The 26,042-nt window shown below is 53.8% G+C and carries 25 protein-coding genes and 1 pseudogene; 9 read left to right on the forward strand and 17 right to left on the reverse strand.

The features are described 5' to 3' along the window. Positions 1 to 31 precede the first annotated feature (31 nt). Genes CJD38_RS02200 through CJD38_RS02215 form a run of 4 tightly spaced genes read right to left on the reverse strand, consistent with a single transcriptional unit; the run spans position 32 to position 2,673 of the window. Positions 32 to 571: a YaeQ family protein gene (locus CJD38_RS02200; RefSeq protein WP_107938653.1), complete on the reverse strand. Its 540-nt coding sequence runs from the start codon at positions 569 to 571 to the stop codon at positions 32 to 34. Between the two features lie 30 nt (positions 572 to 601). Continuing rightward, positions 602 to 979: a cupin domain-containing protein gene (locus CJD38_RS02205; protein WP_107938654.1), complete on the reverse strand. Its 378-nt coding sequence runs from the start codon at positions 977 to 979 to the stop codon at positions 602 to 604. Positions 980 to 983: 4 nt separating this feature from the next. Beyond that, positions 984 to 2,000, reverse strand: a complete 1,017-nt coding sequence (locus CJD38_RS02210) for a synaptic vesicle VAT-1 family membrane protein (RefSeq protein ID WP_107938655.1) — start codon at positions 1,998 to 2,000, stop codon at positions 984 to 986. 7 nt (positions 2,001 to 2,007) lie between these two features. After that, positions 2,008 to 2,673: a glutathione S-transferase family protein gene (locus CJD38_RS02215; protein WP_107938656.1), complete on the reverse strand. Its 666-nt coding sequence runs from the start codon at positions 2,671 to 2,673 to the stop codon at positions 2,008 to 2,010. A gap of 136 nt (positions 2,674 to 2,809) precedes the next feature. Here CJD38_RS02215 and CJD38_RS02220 point away from each other — a divergent pair, with 136 nt between their 5' ends. Then, positions 2,810 to 3,178: a VOC family protein gene (locus tag CJD38_RS02220; protein ID WP_107938657.1), complete on the forward strand. Its 369-nt coding sequence runs from the start codon at positions 2,810 to 2,812 to the stop codon at positions 3,176 to 3,178. A gap of 125 nt (positions 3,179 to 3,303) precedes the next feature. Next, positions 3,304 to 3,528 (forward strand): annotated as a pseudogene (locus tag CJD38_RS18855) (DUF1161 domain-containing protein); the annotation flags it as partial. Positions 3,529 to 3,771: 243 nt separating this feature from the next. Here CJD38_RS18855 and CJD38_RS02230 read toward each other — a convergent pair. Then, entirely contained in the window at positions 3,772 to 4,836 is a 1,065-nt protein-coding gene (locus CJD38_RS02230; RefSeq protein WP_107938659.1) for an SDR family oxidoreductase, read from the reverse strand. A 106-nt stretch (positions 4,837 to 4,942) separates the two neighbouring features. Further along, positions 4,943 to 5,740 carry a dienelactone hydrolase family protein gene (locus CJD38_RS02235; RefSeq protein WP_107938660.1) on the reverse strand — a complete coding sequence of 266 codons (798 nt, stop codon included), beginning with the start codon at positions 5,738 to 5,740 and terminating at the stop codon, positions 4,943 to 4,945. A 134-nt stretch (positions 5,741 to 5,874) separates the two neighbouring features. Here CJD38_RS02235 and CJD38_RS02240 point away from each other — a divergent pair, with 134 nt between their 5' ends. The 4 genes from CJD38_RS02240 to CJD38_RS02255 are packed head-to-tail and all read left to right on the forward strand — an operon-like array spanning position 5,875 to position 10,374. Next, positions 5,875 to 7,113, forward strand: coding sequence for a DUF445 domain-containing protein (locus tag CJD38_RS02240; RefSeq protein ID WP_107938661.1), 1,239 nt, complete (start codon positions 5,875 to 5,877; stop codon positions 7,111 to 7,113). Positions 7,114 to 7,171: 58 nt separating this feature from the next. After that, a complete protein-coding gene (gene gorA / locus CJD38_RS02245; RefSeq protein WP_107938662.1) occupies positions 7,172 to 8,539 on the forward strand; it encodes a glutathione-disulfide reductase in 1,368 nt (455 codons plus the stop codon). Positions 8,540 to 8,575: 36 nt separating this feature from the next. Next, positions 8,576 to 9,289 (forward strand): glutathione binding-like protein, encoded by a 714-nt coding sequence (locus tag CJD38_RS02250; protein ID WP_107938663.1) that lies wholly within the window; start codon positions 8,576 to 8,578, stop codon positions 9,287 to 9,289. Beyond that, positions 9,286 to 10,374 (forward strand): calcium:cation antiporter, encoded by a 1,089-nt coding sequence (locus CJD38_RS02255; RefSeq protein WP_107938664.1) that lies wholly within the window; start codon positions 9,286 to 9,288, stop codon positions 10,372 to 10,374. The genes CJD38_RS02250 and CJD38_RS02255 overlap by 4 nt, the downstream gene beginning before the upstream one ends. Before the next feature lie 144 nt (positions 10,375 to 10,518). On the opposite strand, the gene CJD38_RS02260 is transcribed toward CJD38_RS02255, so the two are convergent. Beyond that, entirely contained in the window at positions 10,519 to 11,544 is a 1,026-nt protein-coding gene (locus tag CJD38_RS02260; protein ID WP_146165900.1) for a methyltransferase domain-containing protein, read from the reverse strand. 42 nt (positions 11,545 to 11,586) lie between these two features. Between CJD38_RS02260 and CJD38_RS02265 the strand changes: the two genes are divergently transcribed. Then, positions 11,587 to 13,989: an FAD-binding oxidoreductase gene (locus CJD38_RS02265; RefSeq protein ID WP_107938666.1), complete on the forward strand. Its 2,403-nt coding sequence runs from the start codon at positions 11,587 to 11,589 to the stop codon at positions 13,987 to 13,989. Between the two features lie 24 nt (positions 13,990 to 14,013). Here the strand turns inward: CJD38_RS02265 and CJD38_RS02270 are convergent, their stop codons facing one another. Both CJD38_RS02270 and CJD38_RS02275 read right to left on the reverse strand, forming a co-directional pair. Next, complete coding sequence (locus tag CJD38_RS02270; RefSeq protein ID WP_107938667.1) at positions 14,014 to 14,289, reverse strand: YcgL domain-containing protein; 276 nt, start codon at positions 14,287 to 14,289, stop codon at positions 14,014 to 14,016. A 2-nt stretch (positions 14,290 to 14,291) separates the two neighbouring features. Next, positions 14,292 to 14,936 (reverse strand): lysophospholipid acyltransferase family protein, encoded by a 645-nt coding sequence (locus CJD38_RS02275; RefSeq protein ID WP_107938668.1) that lies wholly within the window; start codon positions 14,934 to 14,936, stop codon positions 14,292 to 14,294. 272 nt (positions 14,937 to 15,208) lie between these two features. Here CJD38_RS02275 and CJD38_RS02280 point away from each other — a divergent pair, with 272 nt between their 5' ends. Beyond that, a complete protein-coding gene (locus CJD38_RS02280) occupies positions 15,209 to 17,482 on the forward strand; it encodes a beta-glucosidase family protein (protein WP_107938669.1) in 2,274 nt (757 codons plus the stop codon). Between the two features lie 81 nt (positions 17,483 to 17,563). On the opposite strand, the gene CJD38_RS02285 is transcribed toward CJD38_RS02280, so the two are convergent. The 5 genes from CJD38_RS02285 to CJD38_RS02310 form a co-directional block, all read right to left on the reverse strand. Further along, the gene (locus CJD38_RS02285; protein WP_107938670.1) at positions 17,564 to 18,532 is read right to left on the reverse strand and encodes an NAD(P)H-dependent flavin oxidoreductase; all 969 of its coding nucleotides are present in this window, start codon (positions 18,530 to 18,532) and stop codon (positions 17,564 to 17,566) included. A gap of 341 nt (positions 18,533 to 18,873) precedes the next feature. After that, positions 18,874 to 20,061: a hydroxymethylglutaryl-CoA reductase gene (locus CJD38_RS02295; protein ID WP_107938672.1), complete on the reverse strand. Its 1,188-nt coding sequence runs from the start codon at positions 20,059 to 20,061 to the stop codon at positions 18,874 to 18,876. Positions 20,062 to 20,178: 117 nt separating this feature from the next. Next, positions 20,179 to 20,376: a hypothetical protein gene (locus tag CJD38_RS02300; protein WP_107938673.1), complete on the reverse strand. Its 198-nt coding sequence runs from the start codon at positions 20,374 to 20,376 to the stop codon at positions 20,179 to 20,181. 4 nt (positions 20,377 to 20,380) lie between these two features. Further along, on the reverse strand, positions 20,381 to 22,228 hold the full coding sequence (gene feoB, locus CJD38_RS02305; RefSeq protein ID WP_107938674.1) for a ferrous iron transporter B: 1,848 nt from the start codon (positions 22,226 to 22,228) through the stop codon (positions 20,381 to 20,383). Then, positions 22,225 to 22,500, reverse strand: a complete 276-nt coding sequence (locus tag CJD38_RS02310; RefSeq protein ID WP_107938675.1) for a FeoA family protein — start codon at positions 22,498 to 22,500, stop codon at positions 22,225 to 22,227. Before CJD38_RS02310 ends, feoB begins: the two co-directional genes overlap by 4 nt. 98 nt (positions 22,501 to 22,598) lie before the next feature. Between CJD38_RS02310 and CJD38_RS02315 the strand changes: the two genes are divergently transcribed. Further along, positions 22,599 to 23,456, forward strand: a complete 858-nt coding sequence (locus tag CJD38_RS02315; RefSeq protein WP_107938676.1) for a PA4780 family RIO1-like protein kinase — start codon at positions 22,599 to 22,601, stop codon at positions 23,454 to 23,456. A gap of 52 nt (positions 23,457 to 23,508) precedes the next feature. On the opposite strand, the gene CJD38_RS02320 is transcribed toward CJD38_RS02315, so the two are convergent. The 3 genes from CJD38_RS02320 to CJD38_RS02330 form a co-directional block, all read right to left on the reverse strand. Beyond that, positions 23,509 to 23,832: a 2Fe-2S iron-sulfur cluster-binding protein gene (locus tag CJD38_RS02320; protein WP_107938677.1), complete on the reverse strand. Its 324-nt coding sequence runs from the start codon at positions 23,830 to 23,832 to the stop codon at positions 23,509 to 23,511. Positions 23,833 to 23,919: 87 nt separating this feature from the next. Then, complete coding sequence (locus CJD38_RS02325; protein WP_107938678.1) at positions 23,920 to 24,960, reverse strand: Rieske 2Fe-2S domain-containing protein; 1,041 nt, start codon at positions 24,958 to 24,960, stop codon at positions 23,920 to 23,922. Between the two features lie 246 nt (positions 24,961 to 25,206). After that, the gene (locus CJD38_RS02330) at positions 25,207 to 26,028 is read right to left on the reverse strand and encodes an SDR family oxidoreductase (protein ID WP_107938679.1); all 822 of its coding nucleotides are present in this window, start codon (positions 26,026 to 26,028) and stop codon (positions 25,207 to 25,209) included. Between the last annotated feature and the right edge of the window lie 14 nt (positions 26,029 to 26,042).

Here is a 26,042-nt window from a genome sequence, read left to right on the forward strand (position 1 = left end):
GATCTCATACCTGTATCAAATTCCAGGTAATTCAGGCGAAACGATGATCTTCAATCGTTGTAGAAAAGTTATGACCTGCAACATCCAGATAAATCTGGCGCTCTGTCACTGAGATTGAAAGCGCACAGCGACGGTCCAGTTTGGCAGCAACAGCTGGAATAAATTCCCTGCCAAAGCTGTAGATTGGAATTTCAGCGGCGCGGTGCACTTTGTGACCTGCAAGCTGCGCGAGGTATTGAGTGGGGTCGCGCTGGATATAGACCGCAGCACGGCCCGCAAGTTTACTGCCGCGATGCAAGCGCTCAGGATCAGGTGTGCCGACTTCGATCCATGCGGTGATGCGTCCAGTGAGATCGCGCACCATTACGGCAGGCTCATCAGTTGAAGCAATGCCCTCACTCAATACCACGCCTTCCTGATACTCAAGGCAGTAGGCGAGTAGACGCGTAAGCAGATATTCCGCCGTCTCCGAAGGATGCCGCGCAATGCGCAGTTCCAGCGTTTCGTAAACGTTGCGGTCGATGTCCGAAAGCTGGACAGAGAAATTGTAGAGAGTTGATGTGAGTGCCATACCTTGCACACTTTACAGGAGAGACGGCGCTTAGCGCGGCGCGTTGTCGATGTCTTCGTAAGCTTCCCAGCGAAAGCGCGGTGTGCAGATCGCTAGGAACAACAGATCCTGTGCACCATTATTGTGAATGCGCTGACGCTCGCCGGGTGGAATGACGACGACATCGCCGACGCCAACTGTCTGCGCAGGAAAATCACTCACCTCGACAACGCCACTGCCTTCCAGAATCACATAACGCTCGGCAATGCCGTCTAGGCGATGCCAGCGCGTGGTCACTCCTGGTGCAACACGAGCGCGGGCGATGGATGCAGCTTCATCGCCCGCGGTGTTGGATAATTCCAGAATGTGGCACTGCTCTTCTGTGAGGCGCTCACGAGATTCATCAGCAATGAGTATCGCGGCGTTCATCAGCTCAAGGCGTCAGAATGACTTTGCCGATGTTCTTGCGGCCTTGAACATGAGCATGTGCTTCACCGGCTTGTGCAAACGTAAATACTTTATCGACATGCGGACGCACCCAGCCATCTGCAACGCCTTGCAACAGCACGTCCATCCAGCGTCGGATTTTCATTGGCTCATGCCAGAGATGGCCCATGTTCACGCCAAACACTGAACGGTTGTCGTTCATTAGTGAAACTGGATTGAACAAAGGCATGCCCAATACAGGCCCCAACAAACGTAGCGGGCCAGGCAGTCCAGACTCTGTTGCTTTCGACAGGCCAAACATGCCGAGACGGCCGGTATGGCGCAGCGTTTTGTAGCTTTTCTTCCAGTTGGTGCCGCCCAGTGGATCGGTGATCAGTTCAACACCGAGGTTGTTGGTGAGACGCATCACGTCCTGAGCCCAATCGCCACGTGTGTAGTCGATTGCTTCGTGCAGACCGCGTTCTTTCAGGAACGCATGTTTACCACTGCTGGCGGTGCCGTAGATCGTCGCGCCGATATGGCGCGCGATATCAATTGCAGCCAAGCCAACGCCGCCGCCAGCGTTATGGATCAGAACGGTTTCATCGGCTGAAAGTGAGCCCACTACAACCAGCAACTGCCATGCCGTGAGGTAGTTCACCGGAATCGCTGCAGCTTGTTCGTGACTGAGTGCTTCAGGCTTTAAGAAAACCTGATTTTCCGGAACCACGACGACATCTGAATAACCATTAAATCGGGTCAGACAGAATGCTGCTTTGCCGAGCCAGCTCGGATCAGCGTCTGCACCGATTGCATCGACGATGCCAGAGACCTCATAGCCGACGACGCAAGGCAGTTTAGGTGCATCGGGATAAAGTCCTTCGCGCGCCATGATGTCAGCAAAGTTAATGCCGCTGGCTTTGACGCGAATGCGAACTTCCTTGCCCTGTGGCTGCGGGTCTGCTGCTTCACGCAGTACCAATTTGTCTGGGCCACCGCGGCCGCTAATAAAAATTTGTTTCATGCTGTCCTTAGCTCATTAACTGATAGCGTCCGCCTTTTTTCAGCGCACGCTGATAGGCCGGACGATCTTGAATACGTTTTACAAAGGCTGCGCTTTTAGGACGATTGCCTTCGGGTCCGCGTGCCGATGAAGCTTCCATCACGAAACTCATCTGCACGTCTGCTGCTGTGATTTCTTCGCCTGCAAACCAAGTGCTCTTGTTGAGCTCACTTTCGATGAAATCAAGATGCGTACGCATATTGGGGCCGAGAAAATTTTTCTCAACGTTGGCAACAATCGCTTTGGCAATCGGGCGAATCAAAGCGGGAGAGCGTTTTGGAATCACGCCAAAAATCAGCTTCATCACCAGCAGCGGCATCATCGAGCCTTCGGCGTAGTGCATCCAATAGTTGTAACGCAACCGCTCGGGCGTGCCAATCGCGGTAATGAGCTTGCCGTTGCCATAGCGCTCCATCAGATACTCAATGATCGTGCCGGATTCAGCGATGGTTAGGTCGCCGTCGGTAATTACAGGTGACTTCCCCAGTGGATGCACGGCCTTGAGCTCTGGCGGGGCCAGCATGGTTTTGGCATCGCGTTGATAGTGTTTGATTTGATATTCAACGCCGAGTTCTTCAAGCAGCCAAAGCACGCGCTGCGAGCGGGAGTTGTTGAGGTGGTGGACAGTGATCATGGTCGATCCGATTAAAAGTGGTGGCGCATCAAACCACAGATGCGAGGGGCCTGCTACGTTACGGGGATGCGCGCAGGGTGGATGCGGGATTAAACTTGGCGCTAATAAAAGTTCATAAAACTCAAGGAGAAAACAAATGATCGGATACGTCACCCTCGGTACCAACGATATTCAGCGCGCGGCTGCGTTCTACGACGCCCTTTTGGGCGAAATCAGTGCGAAGCGCGTGATGGAGTTTGAAACTTTCATCATGTGGGCCACCAAGCCGGGCACCCCAGGCCTTTGTGTCATCAGCCCGTATGACAAAAAAGCCGCAACGGTAGGTAACGGCGTGATGGTGTCGCTAACCTGCGACACCAAGGCGCAGGTTGACCAGCTCTATAACAAGGCCATCTCACTGGGCGCCAAGGATGAAGGTCCAGCTGGCCCTCGTAGCGATGGCTTTTACGCCGGTTATTGCCGTGATGTGGACGGTAACAAGCTGGCTTTCTTCCATATGGGCTAGGCCCAGTGGCGGGTTAGCGACCAGCGCGACAAATGCTATATTCAGCCGAGACAGGGAACGAGAGCGGTTCAATTTGCCGCCCGCGAAAAACAGATGTTGAAATACAAACCTAGCAGGGGAACGACATGAAAAAAGTAATCTTGATGGCTGGGCTTTTTGCAGCAGTCGCTGCGATGCCCGTATTCGCAGGCACGCCTTGCGATGAAGTGAAAGCACAAATTGCAAAGAAGCTCGATGGCAAAGGCGTTAAGGGCTATACCCTTGAAGCTGTTGCTGCCGCTGACGTTAAAGGTCAGAAAGTAGTGGGCAGCTGCGAAGCTGGCTCCAAGCAGATCGTCTACACCCGTGGCGCTGCTAAGGCTGCAAATGCTGAAACTAAGGCTGCTACCAAAGCTGCTGCTCCAGCCAAAGCTGAACATCACGCCGCACCCGCTGCTAAGGCTGCAGCAGCGCCTGCTGCTCCAGCGCCGGCCATGAAAGGTCCAGTGATGACCAAGCCGGGTGCTGCTAAGCAGTAAGTTTTCAGCAGTCTAAGGTACAAAAAAGGCCGGATTATCTCCGGCCTTTTTATTTACAGTGGTTTAAGTCGTGAATTAACCGCGACGCTTAATCACGCCATCGTTGAGCATTTGCTGGAAGTGATCACACACGGTTTCTTCGGTCGTGCGGTACTTCATGCCCAGTTCACGTTGACTCTTGCTGGCATCAAATCGCGTTGGATAACCCACGTTGAGGCTGATGTACTTGCGAGTCATGCCTGCGAGTGGCGCAATCAACCAGATCATCGCCTTCGGCGCTTGCATGAACGGGAACAGATATTTGTTGCCAAAGCGCTTACGCAGCAGCTTGCCCAGTTGCAGCATCGTTGGATTGCCAGCGCTGGTGATGTGGCGACCCTTGGCGGTCGACGTGTAACCGGCTTTGATGTGTGCGGTTGCAACATCGCGCACGTCGACCAAGCCCATCTGCAAATGCGGTGCAGCAGGGAACATCATGCCGCCGACCAACTGCTTCATGATGCCCATGCTGGCGGAGTCGCTGCTCTTGGTCAGCGTAGGGCCGAGCACGAGGCCTGGATTAATCGTGACCATGTCCCAGCGCGATTGCTTGCTGTTGATGGCCCAGGCTTCGCGTTCCGCTACTGTTTTGGAATAGGGATAGGGCTGGTGATCGGCGGTGCTGGTGCTGTTCCAATGTTCTTCAGTGAAGGTGTTGTTCGGCACATTCAGTGAGTCGATGTTGTCGCCGTGGATGGCTACAACGCTGCTGGTGAGCACGATGCGCTTGACGCTGCTAACGCGATTAGCGCCTTCCAACACGTTGCGAGTGCCTTCCAACGCTGGGCGTACCAGTGCTTCCATTGAATCGCTAAAGCCACTGATCACAAACGGCGAGGCGGTGTGCATTACCAGCTCACAGCCTTCCATTGCCGCGTCATAGCTGCCTTGAACAAGCAGATCAGCTTTGAACAACTTGAGACGGTCTGGATGCTGCTTTGAGAGCGCATGCAGGTGTTCGAGGCCAGACTTTTTAGCGGGATCGCGCACCGCACCGTGCACGGTGTGGCCGGCTTCCAGCAGGTATTTAACAATCCAGCTAGCGATGTAGCCGCTGGCGCCTGTTACCAGTACTGGCGCTTTGGGGTTGATGGTGGTCATAGACGTCTCTCAGACAAGGAATAGATCGGCGTGCAGTGTGCCCGAGTTTCAGTGGACCGTGGCGGCCATTCTGTATGTCTTGTCGGCCAAGATTGAAATCTGATCTCTAATTGAGCTGCTCACCCAAAAACGCGAGCACGCGATCTAAGGCCTCTTGCGTAGGCTCGCCTGTGCGATCGATCAGATGTGTGGTGACGACGCTATGCGCAGGCTTCATCGCACGCGGGTTTGCGTGGCGCTCATCAATTTCGATGCTCTCAAACGCAACGCCAAATTCTTCGCTCAGTCGCTCAAAGCGTTCAGCGCGACACATCGGATCTTGTTTGAATCGCAATCCAAGAATGCGCGCACCCTGCTGCTCAATTTTTTCATGCGCTGCCGCGATTTCTTCGGCGCTTGCGTGCAGTCCACTGCGTTGTGCGCGCGTAGGCCCGGCGGGTAACGAGGGTTGCGATAACACAGGCGCGATCACTGGCGCATTCAACATCATCGCTAAACCGAAGTTGCCGGTGAGACACATGCCTACGGTGCCCACGCCCGGGCCACCGCATTCCTCATGGGCATGGCGGGCGAGGGCGCGTAGCCAGTCCACAATCGGGCTGGATTGATTTGCCGAGAGCAATCGAAACTCTCGGCTAATACAAACCCGCGCCAGTGTGTTGGCAACGCTCGCAGGCGTAAGTGCTTGCATGGGTGTGCCGAACAGTTGCGGCATCCACACTGAGAAGCCTGCATCCGCTACACGCGTCGCAAAGCGTGCGACCTGCGGCGTGATGCCCGGCACCTCCGACATCACGATCACCGCCCGGCCCGCACCGCGACGGTAGACGACGCGCTCGCGCCCTTCCAAGGTGAGCGAGACGGCATCAAAGCCGGGAACAGCGGTGGGGTAGTGGCTTGTCATGGGTGTAGTGGTATCTTGAATAAATGGGATTTCCGGCAAATCATGCGCTGGGCGTGGCAGCTGGCATGAGGCCGAGAATAGCGGAGAAAAGGATAAAAGCCTGCCGTTAAAGGTAAAAATTACGGGGAAAGCGAATGCTCAGCTGGAACGATATCGTCGTCGACTTTCAAAACAATTGGATCCTGTATCTGTCGATGCCATTTATTGCATCAGGCATTGGCTTCGTTACCAAGATCGTTGCGATCAATATGATGTTCCATCCCATCGAGTTCTGGGGCATCAAACCTTACTTCGGCTGGCAAGGCATTGTGCCGCGCAAAGCCAACCGCATGACTGAAATCGCGGTCGACATGCTGACCAGCAAGTTGCTCACGACTGAAGAAATTTTTTCGCGCCTTGATCCGGATCGCGTTGCTGCAGAAATTGAAAAACCAATGGTCGCCGCGATTGAAGAAATCACGCGTGACATCGCTGCGGCTTATTCACCCGGTCTGTGGGAAGCGGCACCGGAAACGCTGAAGAAGCTGATGGTGAAACGCATCCAGGGCGATTCACCTGCGGTCGTCAGCAAATTTATGGCGGAAGTCAAAGCCAACATCAACGAAGTGTTCGATCTGAAGGCTGCGATGGTTGCCAGCCTGATGAAAGACAAAACGCTGCTCAACCGCATCTTCCGCGACGTTGGACGTGCGGAGTTTCGTTTTATCCGTAATTCCGGTCTGTACTTTGGCTTCGCGCTAGGCATCGTGCAGGCCATCACGTGGGCGGGCACGCACTCGGTATGGGTGATGCCGATCTTTGGCGGCCTAACAGGTTGGCTGACGGACTGGCTTGCGCTGCGCATGGTTTTTGAACCGAAAGAACCCAAGCGCTTCTTCGGCGTGTTCGTCTGGCAAGGCATGTTTATCAAGCGTCGTAAGCAGGTGGCAGCGGAATACGGCCGCCTCATCGCCAAAGAAATTCTCACGCCAGAAAACGTTATCAACGGCATCCTGCATGGCCCATTGTCTGATCGCTTAGCGGATCTGGTGCAAAAGCACGTGCAAAACATGGTGGATGCGCAGTCCGGTATCGCCAAGCCTTTTGTGGTCTTTACCGTTGGCAGCAAGAAGTATCAAGAGATGAAACGCACGATTGCTCAGCGCATCGTCGAGCGCATGCCAGAAACGCTCAAGCATGTTGAGAAGTACGCCACCGATGCGATGGACATTGAGCGCACCCTGTCGACCAAGATGCAGGACCTCACTGCCGAACAATTCGAAGGCCTGCTGCGTCCAGCGTTCCAGCAAGACGAGTGGATTCTGATCACCGTCGGCGCGGTGCTGGGCTTTATGGTCGGTGAGCTGCAAGTGTTCTTGATGTTGCATCACTGAGGCAAGGTCTTGGCGTTATCAGGCATTATCTCGGTGTCACTCGCACAAAAAGCCCGTCATGAACACTGTTGCCGCTGAGTTTGATGTTGATCTCTTCGTTATTGGCGCTGGCTCCGGTGGCGTGCGCGCCGCGCGCTTCGCTGCGGGCTTCGGCGCCCGCGTTGCAGTGGCTGAGAGTCGCTATCTAGGCGGCACCTGCGTCAACGTCGGCTGCGTGCCGAAGAAACTTTTGGTCCACGCGTCGCACACTCACGAAGATCTTGCGCATGCCAGCGGATTCGGCTGGACGGTAGAAGGAGCGCAATTTGATTGGCCCACGCTAATCGTCAACAAGAATCGCGAGATTCATCGGCTCAATGAGATCTATCGCAAGTTGTTGCTCGGTAGCGGCGTCACGCTTCATGAAGGCCACGCAAAAATTCTGGATGCGCACACCGTTGAGATCAATGATCAACGTATCAGCGCTGCCAACATTCTGATCTCGACGGGCGGTTGGCCGCATAAGCCGGATATTCCCGGTGCGGAGCACGCCATTACTTCCAACGAAGCGTTTTTTCTGCCGCAGCTACCGCGTCGTGTGATCGTGGTGGGCGGCGGTTATATTGCTGTCGAGTTCGCAGGAATCTTCCGAGGCCTTGGAGCAGAAACAACGCAGCTTCATCGCGGCGATTTATTTCTGCGTGGCTTTGATCAAAGCGTGCGCGAACATCTGCGGGATGAGATGCAGCGAAAAGGCATCGATCTTCAATTCAATGCCGACATCACGCGCATTGATCAACAAGCGGATGGCAGTCTTGCCGCAACCTTGAAAGATGGGCGTGTGTTGAATACGGATTGCGTGTTCTACGCCACCGGCCGCAGCCCGATGCTCGACAATCTTGGCTTGGAGAACGCCGCAGTTACGTTCAACGACAAAGGCTATATCAAAGTCGATGAAGGTTTCCGTACGGAGGTGCCATCGATTTACGCACTGGGCGACGTCATTGGTCGTGTACAACTCACGCCCGTTGCACTCGCAGAAGGCATGGCGCTGGCGCGACGTTTGTTCCGCCCTGAAGAATATCGCCCGCTCAACTACAAGCTCATTCCGACGGCGGTGTTTTCGCAACCCAACATTGGTACTGTCGGTTTAACAGAAGAAGATGCCCGCAAAGCTGGGCATAAGCTCAAAATATACGAGAGCCGTTTCCGTCCGCTTAAACTCACACTGACGGATGATATGCAGAAGACACTGATGAAATTGGTGGTGGATGCTGAAACCGACCAGGTTCTGGGCTGTCATATGGTCGGGGATGAAGCGGGAGAAATTCTCCAAGGTATCGCGATTGCACTGAAAGCCGGTGCGACCAAACGTGTGTTCGATGAGACGATTGGCATTCATCCAACAGCAGCAGAAGAATTTGTCACGATGCGAACTGCGGTTTGATGAGTTGTCTGGTTCTGATTAAATCCAAGGATAGGTTTGATGAAACTCTCTGATTTCCCCATCACCAAAAAATGGCCTGCACAGCATCCTGAGCGAATCCAGTTGTATTCATTGCCAACGCCGAATGGCGTTAAGGCTTCGATCATGCTGGAGGAGACAGGCCTTGCGTACGAGGCACATTTGGTGGATTTCGGAACCAACGATCAGTTGTCGCCAGAGTTTTTATCGCTCAATCCCAACAACAAAATCCCCGCGATGATTGATCCCGCAGGGCCGGATGGAAAACCGCTGCCGCTGTTTGAGTCGGGCGCAATGCTGATTTATCTGGCAGATAAATCCGGCAAGTTCATTCCCAGAGATGCCGCAGGTCGCTACGAAACCATTCAGTGGCTGATGTGGCAGATGGGCGGCATTGGCCCGATGTTTGGGCAGGTCGGCTTCTTCCATAAATTTGCTGGCAAAGATTATGAAGATAAGCGTCCGCGTGATCGTTACGTTGCAGAAGCAAAGCGCCTGCTGAGCGTTCTGAATGAACGATTGCAGAATCGTGCATGGATCATGGGCGACGAGTACAGCATCGCGGATATCGCGACTTTCCCATGGGTGCGTAACCTGATTGGTTTTTATGAAGCGGGCGAACTCGTCGGCATCAAGGATTTTCCGCACGTGCTTCGTGCGCTTGAGGTGTTCATTGCACGTCCTGCGGTTATCAAAGGGCTGACGATTCCTGGACGGTCAGAGGCAAAATGATTCGTAAACTTTTATTCAGCGTTACGGCCTGGTGCATTGCGCTGCCAGTGGTGGCTTGCATCGTGCTCGCCGCAGTTTGGGGACGTCCGCTAGGCTGGACGCTGATGGGATTTGTGATCGCGGCATTGATTGCCGCCGTTGTCGTCGCGGTGCATCACGCAGAAGTGATCGCACTTCGTGTCGGTGAGCCGTTTGGTACTTTGGTGCTGGCATTAGCAGTGACGGTGATTGAAGTTTCGCTGATCGTTTCACTAATGTTGTCTGGTGGTGAAACAGCGAGTGCGCTAGCTCGCGACACGGTTTTTGCAACGGTGATGATTGTTTGCAACGGCGTTGTCGGCCTTTGCTTGTTAATGGGCGCATTGCGACATCGTGTGTTGGCTTTCCGTGTGGAAGGGACCAACCCTGCGCTTTCAGTCTTGGCAACACTCACGATTCTGACGCTGGTTCTGCCCGCGTTTACGTCGACTACGCCGGGTCCAACACTCTCCACTGCACAGCTTGCTTTTGTCGGAGTAGTTTCGTTAACGCTCTACGGCGTTTTCATTTTTGTGCAGACCGTTCGTCATCGCAGTTACTTTCTTCCGGTCAACGTGAAGACTGAAGGTGCGCAAATGGTGCCACCGACAGTGGCAGTGACGATGACTAGCCTCGGTCTTTTGCTTGTTTGCTTGGTTGCTGTGGTCGGTCTTGCCAAGGTGCTGGCACCGAGTATTGAGAGCGCTGTGGTTGCAGCGTCTGCACCACATGCCGTGGTCGGTATCGCGATTGCTTTGATGGTTCTGTTGCCGGAGACATTGGCAGCGGTGCGAACTGCGATGCTGAATCGCATGCAGATCAGTTTCAATCTGGCGCTGGGCTCTGCGTTGGCGACGATTGGCTTAACCATTCCGGTTGTGGCCGCGACGTCGATCTTGCTGGGATTGAAACTTGATCTCGGACTGCCGCCGAAAGAGATGGTGATGCTGTTGCTGACCTTGATGATTTCTGCGATGACGCTGTCAGGTGGTCGCTCGACCGTGCTTCAAGGCGCGGTGCATCTGGTCTTGTTCTTCGTGTTTCTCTTTCTGGCCATCGTGCCGTAAGACGTCAGGAACATCGCTATGCCACATGTAAACATCAAGATCACTGACGATTCGGCTGGTAGTTGAAATGAAAATGCTCGGTTATGTGTTTTCTGAGCACGTATGAATGCGATTTCGGGAGTTTAATTGACTGCATTTCCATTATTAAACCTTCACAAACTCCATTAGTGCGTTATGAGTTGGATCGCCAGCCTGCAGTAAGGCGGTACCTTTGTACTTGAAGCCAGTCTTTTCAAGTGCGGTAACAATTTCAGGGATGGATGTGAAATTGCGAATTTCGCTTTGGTTGGTTGGCCAATCAGCGCCGACTCCCAAGTTAAAAACATCATGTGCCAACGCGACCATTCGATTCATTGACGCTGAACTCACATCATGGTCTCGCAAGATCAAGCGCCCGCCTGGCCGTATGGTTCGATAGAGTGATTGCATAAATGTATCGCGCTTTTCGGGCGGGGAGTGATGAAAGCCAATGTAATTGGCGACGACATCAATGCTGTTGTCTGCGACGTCGCTGACAGGCTCGTAATTGTTCAGGGATACGTAGCGGCCGAGCTTATTAAGTTGGCCGCGTTCTGCAATATCGACTGGTGAATACGTAGGCGCGGCAACATTAACAGTCACTATGTCACCACTGATTTCAGTCATGGTGCGGAGTTTGCTGAGGTAGCGTCCGGTAGAGCCGACTTCTAGATAGCCATTAATTTTTGACGATGTGCCCAGCAATTGCAGAGTTTCGCGCGAAAGCTCTTCTTTTTGTTTCCACAGCGCGGGCAGTGCGTATGTCGCTTCTGACAGAAATGGTTTGATTGTAGGCAGTTTAGATTGAACCTTCCGGTAGATATCTTGGTCCGTTTTGCCAACCAAAGTAATGTCTTCAATTAATTTGTGAAAACTATCTTCAGGATAAAGATGAAATACATTCTGTAAGAATAGAAAGAATGCGGCGCGTAACTGTGGGTTTCCGTAGATTGCTTTGAAATTAGAGCTCTCGGTTAGAGCGTCCCTGTTTTGCATGCCAAGAAGTTTTTTATCGGAGTCTGTTGTCGCTGAACTGCTGTTGTTCTCCGAGGATTGGCAGCCTGCCATCAATGAGACTGCAAACAGCGTCGCTAGCTTTAAAAGGTCTCTACGGCTTAAATTGTGATTTAAGGGGCTGGGATGTTCGCTCAAGGGACTGCCTCCAAGTTTTTCGCTATTGAAGGGGAATTGTGTATGCGTTCTGTTTTAGTTCGATTGCCAGCATTGGTTTTCTTAGCAGTTTTACTTGTTGTTCCTTCAGCGTACGCACAGACAAAGCCTGCGGGCATTGTCGTTAACGATATCACTCAGTTGAACCCGATCAAAGTAGACCGGGTGGTCAAGCCTCACTCCATTGAGGAAATTCAGGCTCTGGTGAAATCACATTCAGGCCCTATTTCTATTGGCGGAGGACAGTTTAGTCAAGGCGGCCAAACGGCATTTGACGGTGCACTGTTTATTGATCTCCGTGAGTTCAATAAGGTTGTTGGATTCTCTGAGGCAGATAAGAGCATTACTGTTCAACCGGGGATTACTTGGAGAACTATTCAGGACTATATCGACCCACATAATCTTTCTCTGCAGATTATGCAGACCTATTCAAATTTTACGGTAGGCGGATCACTCAGCGTAAATGTACATGGCCGTTATGTTGGTAAGGGTCCATTAGTGCAGTCCGTGCAGTCGATCAAGTTGGTATTGGCTGATGGTAGTTTGATCGAGTGCAGCCCTAAAGTGCATTCGGATATTTTCTATGCTGCGATTGGCGGATATGGCGGCATCGGAGTGATTGCGGAGGCGACGTTGAATCTTGCAGACAACGTCAAGGTTGAACGACGTGTCGTGGGTATGCCTGCTACTCAGTACCGGCAATTCTTTTTCAATAATATCCGCAACGACAAGACGGCAATCTTCACCAATGGCGATATTTACCCGCCAGATTTTGATACGGTTAGTTCGGTCACTTGGTACCAGACCAGTAAGCCTTTAACTGTCGAAGATCGACTTATTCCCAAGGATGTTAAATATGTTTGGGAACCGCGCATTCTAAATTGGATTGCAGAAGCTCCTTTTGGGCGTCAACTGCGCGAGTACGTCATTGACCCATACATTTATCGTAACGAGATGGTTGTATGGAGAAATCATGAGGCAAGTTATGACGTGCATGAGCTAGAACCGAAAAGTCGAGACAAATCAACATTTGTCTTGCAGGAATACTTTGTTCCGGTTGAAAAATTCGAAGAATTTATTCCAAAGATGCGAGAGGTCTTCAGCAAGAACGATGTGGACGTAGTGAACGTTTCTATTCGTCATGCCTTGCCTGATCCAGGAACTTTGCTGGCATGGGCGAGAACTGAAGTTTTCGCATTTGTTGTTTACTACAAGCAGGATACCGATGGAGCCGCGCGTGCTCACGTTGGCGATTGGACGCGTCAGATGGTTGATGCAGTGCTATCAGTCGGCGGCGATTATTATCTACCGTATCAGCCGCATGCGACCCCCGAGCAATTTCACCGAGCGTACCCTAATGCTGCGCAATACTTTGCACTAAAGGAAAAGCTGGATCCAACTTTCAAATTTCGTAACAAGTTACTGGACAAGTACGCGCCAAGTTCCAGTGGCTCGATTGAGAGAGTTCTTCAGGGAATTAAGGGGTATCAGCGTGCAGAAAGTAATACCTTCCTGACTGTTCCTGAGTGGTACATTGTGTTTAATCCGCAGGAATATGCGGAGCACTTGAAGTCTAAGCCGCCGAGCAGTTTTCCGTATTTCGCGAGCATTGCTGAATTCTGGAGGCTATACGGACATACCTACAGTTTGACGAAAGATAAGTACCCGATGAATTGGGGTGCTCATCTCATGAACTTGGTGATCGGTACTAGCTACACCGTAGAGTTGGCGATCAAGGGAGTGTATGAGAACACGATTGGACGACTATCAGAATGGGTTTCAAGTCCGGCACTTACACAAGAAGATCAGCTCATACAAAAATATAATGCGGAATATGTCCAGTTTATCTATGTCTACCCTTGGTACGAATTTCCATTCTGGAGCAAGCTGAAAGAATTCTGGAAGACAGCTTCGTGGCAGGGCGATAATTTTCCTCGAAAAATCGAGCGACGCTTATTCTTCAGCTCGGAATTTCTCATTAAGACGGCTTATGGCTGGTTAATCGGACTAGGGTCAAAAAGCGTCTACGATGAAGATGAAGGCAAGATCTACAGCATTGTGGAAAATCTTTCGCAGCATGCGGAACGTCTTGATGATCGTCTGAAAGTTATTCAGCGTTTTCCGAATGGAAAGACCATTATCGTGGTGCCTCGCTACGAGCCGTTTCGTGAGGTGGTAGGGAAGCTTGCCGTGACTGGTGCGCGTTTTGACGAAATTGCAGGAAGTCACAAAATTCTTGTCACGATCATCACGCCTGCAGTTTGGAAATATGATTTCTCTGAAGGCGCGGCAGTATTCCAATCAGCAGTTGTAACGGACAGCAGCGTTGTGCGTTTAGGAGTGCTGACCGATGTTAAATACCTCAACGCGTTGGTTGTCGATGTGCAGCGTAAAGGATTTAAGTTAGAGCACATATTCGATTATTGATACGCCCAATTCTTGGCAGATGACTTAATCGCCGAAGTACAAATGCCCGGTGATATGCCCACTAGGTGGCATTTGAATGTAGTAACCGGGATCGCGCAGCTTCTCGATCACTTTATCGTTGTCGACGCGCGCGAGTTTGCGTTGGGCCAAATCAATATCCATCACGTGCGTGAGCAAGCCCATGCGTTTGAGCAACTCGGGCGGAAGTGATTCAGGTTTCAGGTCAGGACGCAGATACAGATACATCTCGACCTGTTTGCTACAGCGATACACCGCGCATGGAATTTTCTCGTTGCTCATACTCAAGCGTCCTTCTGACTTGGGGGCGTCCACTTGATGCCCTTGATGTCGCAGAGAGGCTTGGACATTAATTCTTCGTGACAGGCTACGCCGTAGTCGCGATAGAACTCCAAAATCGTTTGTAGATCTTTGGCGTAATCGCCGCTCGGCATCACGGCAGGGCCGAAGGTGATGATTTTTTTCTTGTAGTCGCAGGCCGCAGGCAGAATCGGCGCCTGTGCGCCATGAGCGATGTGATAGAAGCCGCGCTTCCATTCTTCTGCGTTGCTGCGCGTGCCTTCTGGCGCGATCAGTAGAAACATTTTTGGATTGTTGTTGAAAGCGTCAATGCTTTGTTCAACCACGCCTTTCGCGCTGCGGCGATTAATCGGGATCGCGCCCATCCAGCGCAACATGCTGCCCATGGCGCCTTTGAACGCACTGTCTTTGATCATGGTGCTGGCGCGAATGCCGAGTGCGAACAACGTCGAGAGGCCAATGACACCGTCCATATTGGAGGTGTGCGGCGCGCCGAGCAGCACCATCTTCGGCACATTGGGGATCGCCCCAGCCAAGCGCCAGCCCATCAGCCGGAGAATCAAATATCCAAGCGTGCGCGAAAACGCATTGCCGCGGCGTGGTACTTGGGGGCCGATTGGCAGACTCATGATTTTTCCCTGTTTTAAAGCGTGTATATAAAAAGGCCGACGCTACGGTGGCGTCGGCCCAGTGATTATCTCAGGTTCGGCCGCATAGGGCATGGCGCACGGCTACTGTCCTTGGATTGGTAGGCTTGACTGGTAAAAATCTGGACGCGATTCCAATGGCGACCTGTCAACGGTAGAGTTCAGAAAGTAGCTGGTGGAAGAAGGCTCCTGAGTGCCTACAGGAGCTGAGTCTCTTCACAACCGGCAATTCATAAAGGCAGAGAGGGGAAGTAATGTTGACTCGAATTTATCGTGCGGCCGGGGTTCCGGCGGCTCTGTGCGCAGTTGTGGCGGTGTTGATTAGCGGCTGTGGTTCATCCGAGCCCGTTTCATCCTCATCGGCGGGCCAAGGCCCTAGTCGCTGCGGTGATGTGACGACGCGGCCTTGGTGTAATCCCAAGCTCTCGCCAGCTGCGCGCTCCGATCTGCTGCTCGGCGAAATGACGCTGATGCAGAAGCTCAGCCTACTCGCTGGCGATGACATCATTTCTGCAGCCAGCGGCGATCCCTACGCCGGTATCAGTAACGGCATTCCAGAACTCGGCATTCCAGATCTGCGCATGTCCGACGGCCCCGTCGGTGTTCGCGGCAGTGAGGCCACTGCATTTCCAACGCCGCTGTCGCTGGCTTCCAGCTTTGATCCCAGACTTGCGCAACGCACCGGCAAAGCCGTGGCTAACGAAGTCCGTCACAAAGGCAACGATCTGCTGCACGCGCCGGTGCTCGACATCATGCGCAATCCGCTCGCGGGGCGCACTTTCGAAACTTATGGCGAAGATCCGTATTTAGCGGAACGTCTCGGCGTCGAATGGATTCGCGGTGCACAGACGGAAGGCGTGATGGCCAACGTCAAGCACTACGTGATGAACACACAGGAAGGTCAGATTGGTTTACCGCCGATCACGTCGCTAGTGGGCGGTCGCCAGTTGATCAATCACATCGTGGATGAACGCACGCTGCGAGAGATGCATCTGTTCCCCTTCGAAGCAGCAGTGCGCGAAGCCGATGTTGCCACCGTCATGTGCGCCTATGGTTTTGTGAATGGATCCGCGGCTTGTGGCAGTGAGTTCCTTCTACAGCAGGTGTTGCGTGATGAGTGGGGCTTCGACGGCTTCGTCGTCTCTGACTACGTGCTCGCAGTAAAAGACACGGTGTTGTCGATCAATAACGGCACGGAAATCGAGATGCCGCTCGGCATGTTCTACACACCAGCGCTGCTGCAAGTCGCGGTGATCGCAGGTCTCGTCACAGAAGAAACGGTCGACCTTCGTGTTGGCAATATTCTTCGCACATTGTTCCGATTTGGATTCTTTGATCGCGCGAATTACGTCCGCGACGATGCAGCTATCGATGCCGATGCTCACCAGACGGTTGCGCGCGAATCGGCCGAGCAGGGCGCGGTACTGCTACGCAATGACGGCACATTGCCGCTGTCTGCGTCTTCACTGAATCGCATTGCTGTTTTCGGCGCATCAGCCACAGTGCGTCCGAGCGGCGGCGGTTCTTCGGCGGTGATTCCACGCCGCTTCATTTCTCCACTTGATGGTCTCACTGCGCGTTTGCCGAATGCAGAAATCGTGCATAACGCGGGCACTGATGCCGCCGCGGCCGCAACGCTTGCAGCGACAGCGGACGTAGCCATTATTTTCGTCGCTGACAAAGCTAGTGAAGGCGTTGATAAAACTTGCTTGTCACTCGACTGCCCGGATTTGCCTTTGTCTGTGCTCGTGCCAGGACTGCCAGAAATCGGCGAGAAGCCACAGGACGAGCTGATTGCTGCTGTTGCAGCAGCGAATCCGAAGACCGTTGTTGTTTTGCAGACTGCAGGTCCAGTGCTGACGCCTTGGCGTGATCAGGTCGCCGCATTGATGGAAGTCTGGTATCCCGGACAAGAAGGCGGTGATGCGATTGCGCGCCTCTTGCTCGGTGATACCGATCCGGGTGGTCGTCTGCCGGTGACATTCCCCAAGGCAGAAGGCGACACGCCTACGGCTGGTAATCCGCTGCAGTATCCCAGTGTCGCGAATCAGATTCTCTATACCGAAGGCGTTTTCACGGGCTATCGCTGGTACGACAAACAATCCGTCGAGCCTGCATTTCCCTTTGGCTACGGCTTGTCTTATACGCAATTTGAATACAGCGATCTGAAAGTGAAAGCGGGCGCTGGAAAACTCACGGTCAGTCTTAATGTACGCAATACCGGCAGTCGTGCTGGCTGGGCAACGCCGCAGTTGTATCTCGGTTTGCCTGCGCCTTCGGCAGCAGTACCGCAGCCGCCGCGTGTGCTGAAAGGCTTTTCTAAGCAATGGCTCAAAGCGGGTGCTTCTGTCCGCACAACATTCACGCTCAATGATCGTGCGCTTTCATATTGGGACGTGGACAGCAGCGCTTGGAAAGTGGCTGATGGTTGCTACAGCGTCGAAGCTGGCGCGCATTCGCGTGATCTTCCTCTTAAGCTGACTTTCAGCCGGGCCAATACTTCAATGACCGTTGGTTCGTGCAGCTGATCTGATTTACAAACGACGCACAAACGAAAGGGCCGACCCGCAAATGCGAGTCGGCCCTTTTAATTTGACACTGAATCTTACTTAGATCGCCAGTTTTGCTTTGGCAGCCTGATATTCGCGACGCAGGCGTGCAACAAGTTCGCCAGCGCTCACAACATCTTTGACTGCACCTACACCCTGACCAGCGCTCCAGATGTCCTTCCAAGCCTTGGGGCCAGCCTGCTTAGTGCCGTCGCCCGCGCCAAAGTCCATCTTGCTTGGATCAGCTTGTACGAGGTTGTTCGGATCAAGACCGGCGTTGACGATGCTCGGCTTGAGGTAGTTGCCGTTTACGCCGCTGAAGCTGTTGGTGTAGACGATGTCGTCTGCGCCGCTGTCGACCACCATCTGCTTGTAACCCTGCGGTGCATTGGCCTCGTGTGTGGCGATGAAGGCAGAGCCGATATAGGCCACGTCTGCGCCCATCGCTTGTGCAGCCAGTACAGCGCCACCATGAGCAATGCAGCCCGACAGTGCGAGCGGGCCATCAAACCATTCGCGGATTTCTTGAATCAAGGCAAATGGCGACATCGTGCCCGCGTGGCCGCCTGCGCCATTCGCGACAGCGATCAAGCCGTCAGCGCCTTTCTCGATTGCTTTGCGTGCGAAGAAGTTGTTGATGATGTCGTGAAACACCACGCCGCCGTAGCTGTGGATCGCTTCGTTCACATCGGTGCGTGCGCCGAGCGAGGTGATGATGACCGGCACTTTGTACTTCACGCACATGTCGAGATCGTGCTGCAGACGATCATTGGATTTGTGCACGATCTGGTTCACGGCAAATGGCGCAGAAGGCGACTCTGGGTGCGCAGCATCCCATTCAGCCAGTTCGGTGGTGATGCGCTTGAGCCAGACTTCCAGTTCCGCTGCAGGGCGAGCGTTGAGCGCAGGGAAGGAGCCCACAATACCGGCTTTGCACTGTGCAATCACCAACTCAGGATTGGACACAATGAACATCGGCGAAGCGATGACAGGGAAGGACAGGCGACGCAGATTTTCAGGAAGAGCCATGAGGGATACCTACTAATAGAAAAGTTTGTGGCCGCAGTTTATGCCATCCCGCCTTCTGTATCTCCGTTGACCTTTTAGGCTGAACATGCGCACGAAATGCACGCGAGGATCAAGAATGTTTAGCTTTTCGCAGCCATCCGGTGTAGAAGGAAACTTCACAACAGGAGAGTGCGCATGAGTAAAGGTATGGACAGTAAGAAGAACGACAAAAAGAAGCCAGCTAAGACGATGAAGGAAAAGAAGGCGGCTAAAGCTGAAAAGAAAGCCAAGCGCTAAGCGGGCTGGCTAATCTGGGCTGATGCGAAACGTCTAACCGTCGTTTTACATCAGCCCATTTTTATTTATGGGCGGTTGCGGCCAAACTGATCGTGGCTAGAAACCCAATCACCCGCTAGCACTGCGCTGCTCAGCGACGTTTCACCCGCCAGCACTACGCCTGCGCAAATCTCAGCAAACTTGTCGGCTTTGCCTTTGCCGTAGCAGCCGAGTATGTCCAGGCATTCCTTCTGCGTTGCCAAGCCCGTGCCGCCGCCATACGTGGCGACGATCAGTGAGGTGAGCGTGATCGACCAGTAGTAGTCACCGTTATCGAGCAACTGCGAATAGGTTGTCGCTGCGTGGGACTCGGCGATATTTGCGACGTCTTGTCCCGTTGCAATAAACATCGCCGTCAAACCATTCGCGGCGTGCGCGCCGTTGTTGGCGCTGCCAACCATGAACGCACCGGCCTGAGAAATCTGACGCATGCGGAACAGATCCTGCGTACTCACGCCCATCAAACTTTTCAGCACGTCGTTCTTGATCACCGCTTCTGCCACCACGCGCTTGCCACGTGTGAGCAGTGTGTTGATCTGCGAATGTTTTTTGTCGGTATCGATATTGCCGGAGAGGACGTAGCGCGGCTTGTCTGGATGCGTGCGCACGATCCATTCGCAAGCAGCGAGCGTTGCTTTGCTGACCATGTTTTGGCCTGCGGCATCGCCAGTGCTGTAGTTGAAGCGCAAATAGCGCAGCGGGCCAATAGCGTACTGGCCGATGTGTTGCAACTTGCCGACGCTGGTGGTGGTTTCTGCGGCTGCCTTAATCGCATCAAAGTGCGCAGTGATCCAATCGCCAAACTCACGTGCGGTGAGCGCATCGTCAAAAATAAATACAGGCGAGCGCTGCATGAACTGTTCGACGACGGTGGTTTTCACACCGCCGCATTCGCTGAGCAAACGCATGCCACGGTTGTAGCTCGCCACCAGCGTGCCTTCGCTGGTTGCCATCGGAATGTAGAAATCACCACGCGCGTGTTCGCCGTTGATACGCAGCGGGCCTGCAAGACCTAGTGGAACCTGGGCGACACCGGTGAAGTTTTCGATGTTGCCCGGCAGCATCGAAGGATCAAACGAATAGCTGCCGACATGTTCAAGCGTCGCGCCAGTTTGTTCACGCACAAATTCGCGGCGCGCAGCGGCGGCATCACGCGTGTAATCGTTATCTTTATTGCGCGGAATTTTTGCGCGCGGTTTGGATTCACTGCTCATGGTTTCTCCCCGGATATTCTTTCGATCATGCAGGGAAGTTGACGCAAACGCCAAGGCAGAACATTGGCCGGAAAAACTTAAGGTGAAGTCGCCAAAGCCGTGGAAGACGGCTAGCGCTCAATGATGATGAGCTTGCTTGCTCGGCGAGCAGCCATCGCAGCCGCTACTACCGCAATTGGCTGTGGGCTTTGCGTCTACCGGGCCCAGATGCATCCATTCGCGCAGGGCGGGGAGATAACGACGCGCAACCGAAACTGAGCAGGCGCCAACAACGGTGCCAACCAGAAGAATTTCGAATGCGTGATAGAGCGTCATGTCCCTACGATAGCGCCAATGCGACGCGATAGGTGATGAACGAGGCCAGATAGGCCAAGCCAAACAGATAGCCTGCTGAAATCGCGACAATTTTCCATGACAAAGTTTCGCGACGAATCGTTGCGAGGGTGGAAAGACATTGCGGAGCAAACACATACCAAGCTAGCAGTGACAGCGCGGTTGCCAGTGACCACTGTGCGGTGATGAGAGGCAGCAGCGCCGACTCAGCGTCGCCGCTGGTTGAAGAGAGAGCGTAAACCGTTGCGAGTGCGCTCACGGCTACTTCACGTGCAGCGAGGCCGGGAATGAGCGCGATGCAGATCTGCCAATTGAAACCAATCGGCGCAAATATCGACTGCATGGCGAGACCAATCTGGCCAGCAAGGCTGTATTCAATCGCCGGACCCGTTGCGCCAGCAGGCGGTGCAGGGAAGCTCGACAGCGCCCACAACACAATCGTCAGCGTGAGAATGATGGTACCGACGCGGCTCAAGAAAATAGCAGCGCGTTCCCATAGGCCGAGTGCGAGGTTCATCGGGCTTGGCAAACGATAGCTCGGCAACTCCAGCATCAGTGTGTGTTCAGCGCGATTGCCGCTCCACATCTTCATCACGGTTGCGACAGCGAGTGCGGAAACGATGCCAGCGAAATACAGCGCGAACATCACCAGACCTTGCAGGCTGAAAATGCCCCACACGGTTTTAGCTGGGATAAATGCAGCGATCAGCAATGCATACACCGGCAAGCGCGCCGAGCACGTCATCAGCGGTGCAACCAGAATCGTTGCGATGCGATCACGCGGATCTTGAATGCTGCGCGTGGCCATGATGCCCGGAATTGCGCAGGCAAAACTCGACAGCAAGGGAATGAATGAACGACCCGTGAGACCTGCGCCGACCATGAAGCGATCAAGCAAGAACGCTGCGCGTGGCAGGTAACCACTTTCTTCCAAAGCGAGAATGAACAAAAACAGAATCAGAATCTGCGGAAGGAAAATCACCACGCTGCCTACGCCAGCGATGATGCCGTCGACGATCAAGCTGCGCAGAATGCCGTCAGGCATCAGGTTGCTGATGAAGGAACTGGTGGCAGTAACGCCAGCATCAATGCCGTCCATCAGTGGCGTTGCCCAAGAGAACACGGCTTGGAACATTAAGAACATCACCGCCGTAAGAATGGCGAGGCCAAACACGGGGTGTAGCAACACGCGATCAAGTGCGTCATCAACCGCGGCGGTGCGCGTTGGCATGGTGACGGAGTTGCTGAGCATGCGATTAACGATGGCGTGCAGATCGCTGCCGTCTGGCAACGCAGGCGGTGGCGCAGGTTTGGCGAGACTTAGTTGCTGCACGAGTGTTTGCGTGCCGCCAGCGCGCACGGCGATGGTTTCAACAATCGGCATGCCGAGTTCTTTTTGCAGACGCGCACGATCAATGGTGATGCCGCGACGTTGTGCGAGGTCTGAGCAGTTGAGAGCAACAATCATCGGCAGACCGAGACGTTGTACTTCCAGCACAAAACGTAAGTGCAGACGCAGGTTGGTGGCGTCGACGACGCAGACCAGCAAGTCGGGTTTTGCTTCGCCAGGGAATTTTCCCATGCAGACGTCGCGGGTGATGGCTTCGTCAGGACTTGTTGCGGCGAGGCTGTAAGCGCCAGGCAGATCGAGCACTTGCACATTGCGGCCATTGGAATCGGCGAAGCGACCTTCTTTACGCTCTACCGTGACCCCAGCGTAGTTCGCGACCTTTTGGCGTGAGCCTGTCAGGCGATTAAACAGAGCAGTTTTGCCACAGTTGGGATTGCCAACGAGGGCGATGCGCAAGGTATCCGCGGTGCTCACAGCGCTCACAGTGCAGTCTCCACCAACACGCGCGCGGCTTCAGCGCGGCGCAGGGCAAATCGAGTGAAACCAATTTGAATTAGCAATGGATCAGCGCCGACCGGGCCTTTGGCCACGATGCGCACGGGCTCGCCCGGAACAAATCCGAGTTCACGCAAGCGACGGGCGATAGGGTCGTGCAAGCTCGTGGCTTGCACCGCACGTACTAAGGCCTGCTCGTTATAGGCCAGTGTCAGCAAGCTGGCGCTGGGCGCAGTGGTGGGATCTTTCGCAATTGTCATTGATTCGCATTATCGCCCTAGACGGCCCCGTGTGCCAGCCTTTTCACGGATATTCACACTTAACTGCAGTCATCCCCGCGGATCGTTCACAATGGCGGATGAAAACACCTATAGGACTTGAGCCGCTGGTCGACGATGGCATCGTCGACGAAGTGATTCGCCCGCTCAAAAGTGGCAAAGAAGCATCGGTTTACGTAGTGGCCTGCGGCGAGCACATCCGCTGCGCCAAGGTCTATAAAGAGGCGATCAACCGCGGTTTTCAGAAGCTGGCGGAATATCAGGAAGGTCGCAAAGTGCGCGGCAGCCGCGATGCACGAGCCATGGGCAAGCGCAGTAAGCACGGTCGCCGCAAGCAGGAACTGGCTTGGAAGAGCGCTGAAGTCGACGCGCTATACCGCCTCGACGCCGCTGGCGTGCGTGTACCCAAGCCGCACGGATTCTTTGATGGCGTGCTGATTATGGAACTGATCGTTGATGACAACGGCAACTCCGCGCCGCGCCTCAACGATGTTGATGTCACCAAAGAAGAAGCCATCCTCTGGCACGCCTTCATGATGAACCAGATCGTGCGCATGCTTTGCGCAGGGTTGATTCACGGCGACTTGTCAGAGTTCAACGTATTGCTTGGCGCCGAAGGCCCGGTCGTCATCGATTTGCCGCAGGCTGTTGACGCTTCAAGCAACAACAACGCCTTCCGCATGCTGCTGCGTGATGTGAACAACATGACGGAGTACTTCAGTCGCTCAGCACCCGAGCTGCGCGATACCGAATACGCCTACGAGATTTGGAAGTTGTATCAATGCAGCGAGCTCAAGCCCGATAGCGTGCTCACTGGCCGCTTCGAACATGCGGCAGAATCAGCAGACGTTGATAGCGTGCTGGCGCAGATTGATGAAGCGCGTGATGAAGCAGAGCGGCGTCAGCGTGGACGCGAAGCAGCGGAGTTTGATGAGTAGCTGCTTGAAGAATCCTCTCTCCTGCTAGCAGGAGAGAGGGGTAATACAGTTCTTAAACTTCTGGCGCAATCTCAACTTCAATGCCACTCAGCGCATCGCTGAGTTCGATCTGGCAAGACAAGCGCGAGGTTGGGCGCACTTCAACCAGATCTGCAATTGCTTCGAGCATCATCTGCTCGTCTTCGCTCTTGGCAGGCAGCTTATCGTTCCAATCTTGCTTGATGTAAACGTGGCAGGTGCCGCAGGACATGGCGCCGCCGCAGGTGCCTTGCAGATTGAAATTGGCATCGCGCAGCGCTTCCATTAATGGACGGCCGCTGTCAGCGCTGATGGTGCGTGCTTCGCCGTTGCGCTCGGTTACGCGAATTTCTGCCATTACATCTTCTCCAACTAAATCTTTAAAAGTGAAAAATGCCGCCGGTTTTGAACCGGCGGCATTATGAACTACGAAACGCTTGCTGATTTAGATCTTAGACAGATCAGCATCAACGTAGAAGCGCTTGAACCAGTTACGGAACGGGAAGATCGGGCCGTCACCGTCGCAGAGCAGCGGGTTAGGGCGATAACGCTTGTTGTTCCAAACGATGAAGTCGACGCTTTCAAAGCCGGCGCTTTCTTCGCCTTCAGCAGCGCCGATCATGTGATCGATCTGCTTCTTGGTGAATGCCAGTTCTGGGCTGCCTTCTGCGTAATCAACATGACGGAACGACATGTTCATCTGCGTGGTGTCGTGGGTCACTGGCACCGAGTACGAGATCATCGTTGCGGTGATGACTTTTTCGGTAACAGGATCTTTCTGGTTGAAGCGCATCACGTTCAAGCCAGGGCCGAACATGTCGCCAACGATGTAGCCGTTGCCGATGTCGAGGCGCATCTGGTTGCCGTCATAGGCAGCAGAAACAGGTGGAATGCCCGGTGCGTTGTGCAGGAACTTCAAGTGAGCAACGTCAACGCCGTTTTCAGCAATTTCCTGAATGCAGGTGTTGGCGGTCCAGCTGCCGCGACGTGAACCGGTGTAGCCGGTAGCGTCTTCGATTTCTGGGATGTAAGGCATTTCCCAATGTGGTGCTTCGCAGAGCGGATGGAACCACGACCAAATCATGCCGTACTTCTCAACCGTAGGAAGCGTGCGCAGAATTGCCTGCTTCTTGGTGATGGGTGGCATTACCTTGGCGTAAGGGATGGCTTTGCACATGCCATCGGTGTCGTATTCCCAGTGGTGGAACGGGCAACGAACGTTGTCGCCGCAAACCTTGCCGCCGTGGCCGATGTGCGCGCCAAGGTGAGGGCAGTAAGGATCGGTCACGCCGACCTTGTCGCCTGATTCGCTACGGAACAGCACCCATTCCTGGTCGAAGACCGAAATGTTGCGAAGCTCGCCAGCTTTCAGGTTTTCGGAATAATCAATGAAGTACCAGCCCACAGGGACGGGGAATGGTGCGCGCTTAAGAGTCTGTGACTCCAGCAGCATCTTCAGGTTGATGGGAGTAGGGTTGGACGTCATAACGAATTCGCCTCCAGAGCGCTCATAATTTATTTGAGCCTGCTGCTAACCACGCACACGCGGATACACCGCAGGGAGCCTGAAGATTGGGCTCATTTACGCAAGTATTCTTCCTTTGGATGGGTCTTGCGTTTCACTGCATTTTGAGGCAGACAAAAGCCTTAAAAAACAGCCCATCTAGCTAGAGAACGGCTAAAAACGGGAAATCGTTCTCAAAATTAGCTTATCAGGGCTGCTGGCGGCTGCCTACATGGCCGCTTCGCTGAGCTGCCACAGATGCTTGGCCAGATCGGTATTTCGGCTCAATTTGCTGCCGGTTTTCCGCTTCCGACCAATGAAATACTCACCGCTGACATCGGCCAATTCTGGTGACGTTGCGAGCCATACCGCGGTGTCGGCGCCTTGTGCTGGGGTCAGCATGGTGAGTCGGATCAAAGGCTGCAAAAAGCCCGGAACCTGACGATAGATGCCAGTGGCAACTGCGCCTGGATGGAAGGCATTGACTCTGACCTTGGTGTTCTTGAGTCGACGGGCCAGTTCGCGCGTGAACAGCAAATTGGCCAGCTTGGCCTGCCCATAAGAATGCAAACCCGTGCTGTGACGCGAAGGATCTTTGAAACTCGCTTCGTCGATTTTGCCCAAGTTATGAATCATTGAGCTGGTGACGACAATGCGGCCCGCACTAGCGGCTTTCACTGCATCCAGCAGATGACGCGCAAGGCGGAAGTGACCGAAGTGCATGATCCCCATCATCGACTCGTAGCCGTTGGCCAGCGTGCTGAGTTTCAGGGTGTAGAGACCCGCGTTGAGGATCAGTACGTCAATGACCGGCATCGTCGCCAGCAGTGTTTTGGTGAATTGATCGACGTTGCTGAAGTCGGCCAGATCCAGTGGCAGCGATTCAATCTGCGCTGCGGGATAAGCGGCCTTGATGTTGCTGATCGCTTCTTGCGATTTGGATTCGCTACGTGCGGCGATGATCACGCGATCACCTTGTTTGGCTAGCGCCAAAGCCATTTCGTAGCCGATGCCGCTGTTACCGCCGGTGATCAAAACATTGCGTGCCATGGAAGTGCCCAAAG

The organism is Stenotrophobium rhamnosiphilum, assembly GCF_003052265.1.
GTDB lineage: Bacteria > Pseudomonadota > Gammaproteobacteria > Nevskiales > Nevskiaceae > Stenotrophobium > Stenotrophobium rhamnosiphilum.

Bases quoted from the DNA above. Each gene is read 5' to 3' on its own strand.
- CJD38_RS02270 (WP_107938667.1), bottom strand. From the start codon at position 14,289: ATGAGCAACGAGAAAATTCCATGCGCGGTGTATCGCTGTAGCAAACAG.
- gorA (WP_107938662.1), top strand. From the start codon at position 7,172: ATGAACACTGTTGCCGCTGAGTTTGATGTTGATCTCTTCGTTATTGGC.
- CJD38_RS02255 (WP_107938664.1), top strand. From the start codon at position 9,286: ATGATTCGTAAACTTTTATTCAGCGTTACGGCCTGGTGCATTGCGCTG.
- CJD38_RS02200 (WP_107938653.1), bottom strand. From the start codon at position 571: ATGGCACTCACATCAACTCTCTACAATTTCTCTGTCCAGCTTTCGGAC.
- CJD38_RS02215 (WP_107938656.1), bottom strand. From the start codon at position 2,673: ATGATCACTGTCCACCACCTCAACAACTCCCGCTCGCAGCGCGTGCTT.
- CJD38_RS02285 (WP_107938670.1), bottom strand. From the start codon at position 18,532: ATGGCTCTTCCTGAAAATCTGCGTCGCCTGTCCTTCCCTGTCATCGCT.
- CJD38_RS02220 (WP_107938657.1), top strand. From the start codon at position 2,810: ATGATCGGATACGTCACCCTCGGTACCAACGATATTCAGCGCGCGGCT.
- CJD38_RS02240 (WP_107938661.1), top strand. From the start codon at position 5,875: ATGCTCAGCTGGAACGATATCGTCGTCGACTTTCAAAACAATTGGATC.
- CJD38_RS02210 (WP_107938655.1), bottom strand. From the start codon at position 2,000: ATGAAACAAATTTTTATTAGCGGCCGCGGTGGCCCAGACAAATTGGTA.
- CJD38_RS02325 (WP_107938678.1), bottom strand. From the start codon at position 24,960: ATGACGTCCAACCCTACTCCCATCAACCTGAAGATGCTGCTGGAGTCA.
- CJD38_RS02330 (WP_107938679.1), bottom strand. From the start codon at position 26,028: ATGGCACGCAATGTTTTGATCACCGGCGGTAACAGCGGCATCGGCTAC.
- CJD38_RS02315 (WP_107938676.1), top strand. From the start codon at position 22,599: ATGAAAACACCTATAGGACTTGAGCCGCTGGTCGACGATGGCATCGTC.
- CJD38_RS02280 (WP_107938669.1), top strand. From the start codon at position 15,209: ATGTTGACTCGAATTTATCGTGCGGCCGGGGTTCCGGCGGCTCTGTGC.
- CJD38_RS02205 (WP_107938654.1), bottom strand. From the start codon at position 979: ATGAACGCCGCGATACTCATTGCTGATGAATCTCGTGAGCGCCTCACA.
- CJD38_RS02300 (WP_107938673.1), bottom strand. From the start codon at position 20,376: ATGACGCTCTATCACGCATTCGAAATTCTTCTGGTTGGCACCGTTGTT.
- CJD38_RS02310 (WP_107938675.1), bottom strand. From the start codon at position 22,500: ATGACAATTGCGAAAGATCCCACCACTGCGCCCAGCGCCAGCTTGCTG.
- CJD38_RS02235 (WP_107938660.1), bottom strand. From the start codon at position 5,740: ATGACAAGCCACTACCCCACCGCTGTTCCCGGCTTTGATGCCGTCTCG.
- CJD38_RS02275 (WP_107938668.1), bottom strand. From the start codon at position 14,936: ATGAGTCTGCCAATCGGCCCCCAAGTACCACGCCGCGGCAATGCGTTT.
- CJD38_RS02265 (WP_107938666.1), top strand. From the start codon at position 11,587: ATGCGTTCTGTTTTAGTTCGATTGCCAGCATTGGTTTTCTTAGCAGTT.
- CJD38_RS02320 (WP_107938677.1), bottom strand. From the start codon at position 23,832: ATGGCAGAAATTCGCGTAACCGAGCGCAACGGCGAAGCACGCACCATC.
- CJD38_RS02295 (WP_107938672.1), bottom strand. From the start codon at position 20,061: ATGAGCAGTGAATCCAAACCGCGCGCAAAAATTCCGCGCAATAAAGAT.
- CJD38_RS02230 (WP_107938659.1), bottom strand. From the start codon at position 4,836: ATGACCACCATCAACCCCAAAGCGCCAGTACTGGTAACAGGCGCCAGC.